2 protein-coding genes are annotated in these 1360 nt (G+C 62.4%); both read left to right on the forward strand.

What is annotated here, in order from left to right; all coding sequences use genetic code 11:
- Nucleotides 1-924 (forward strand): IS256 family transposase (locus ACT3TS_RS19645; protein ID WP_444533213.1); only part of this gene is annotated, 924 nt, incomplete at its 5' end.
- 35 nt (nt 925-959) lie between these two features.
- Entirely contained in the window at nt 960-1310 is a 351-nt protein-coding gene (locus ACT3TS_RS19650; RefSeq protein ID WP_444533214.1) for a hypothetical protein, read from the forward strand.
- Nucleotides 1311-1360 lie beyond the last annotated feature (50 nt).

Below are 1360 nucleotides of genomic sequence, written 5' to 3' on the forward strand. Positions count from 1 at the left end.
CGCGACATCCAGCACCATTTGGCCCGGACCCTGGGCACGGATCTCTCCCACGAGACGATCGCCAACATCACCGATGCTGTGCTGGATGAAGTCCAGCAATGGCAGAACCGGCCGTTGGAGGAGATCTACCCGGTCATGTATCTGGACGCCCTGGTGGTCAAGGTCCTGGACGGTCACCACGTGATGAACCGTTCGGCCTACATCGCCGTAGGCATCGATATGGAGGGCGTCAAGCACGTGCTGGGCATCTGGGTGCAGGCCAGCGAAGGCGCGAAGTTCTGGACCGGTGTCTGCTCCGAGCTCGCCAACCGCGGCGTGAAGGATGTGCTGATCGTGTGCTGCGACGGGCTCACAGGCTTCCCCGAGGCGATCGAGGCAATCTGGCCGAAGACCACGGTGCAGACCTGCGTCGTTCACCTGATCCGCAACGCCATGAAGTTCGTCGCCTACGGCGACAGGAAGAAGGTCGCCGCCGCGATGCGCCCGATCTACACCGCCCCAACAGCGGAATCCGCCAGGCTGGAGCTGGACGCCTTTTCCGACTCCGTTCTGGGCAATAAGTACCCGGCCGCCGTCGGCGTGTGGGAACGCTCATGGGAGCGGTTTATCCCCTTCCTGGCCTTCCCGGAGGCGGTGCGGCACATCATCTACACCACGAACGCGATCGAGTCGCTGAACTACCAACTGCGCAAAATCATCAAGAACCGCGGCCATTTCCCCAACGATGTCGCCGTCGTGAAGCTGCTCTGGCTGGCCGTCCGCGACATCGAGGACAAGCGCGCCCGCGAACGCGGCAAGGAAAGCAAAACCAGCCATTCAACCGGCGGCAAACACGTCGTTGAAGGGGCCGCCACCCTTGGCTGGAAAGCCGCACTGGGTGCCCTGGCACTGACTTACCCGGACCGGGTCAACGGCTACCTCTAGCCGTTCAAGTGATGTTTCACCAGGGAGATGGAAACATGGATGAGCGCAACGACCCCGACAGCTACCAAGGCCTTGGTGGCACCCTCCAGAGCGGCCCGAAACCGGTCAGCGACGATGACAGCTACGCCGTCATTGACGACGCCCTGACCGCCCTTGCCGCCCGCCGGCACAGCAATCTCGGCGACGACATCGAGGCCATGGCGCTGCTCGCGTCACTGATCGAGCAGGCCGATCGCTGGCTCCCCGAGTTCGTCGCCAACGCCTACGAGAACGGTGCCTCCTGGCGCCGCATCGCCCGCACCCTCGGCACCAGCCCCGACGAAGCCCGCCTGCGCTTCTCTCCCGATTCACCCATCGCCGACACCCGATGGCCCTACAACTTCTAAAAACCAACAAAAGAATAAAGAACTACTTACACAGATATATTGACAAGCTC

The sequence above is a fragment of the Specibacter sp. AOP5-B1-6 genome (assembly GCF_052376555.1).
GTDB lineage: Bacteria > Actinomycetota > Actinomycetes > Actinomycetales > Micrococcaceae > Specibacter.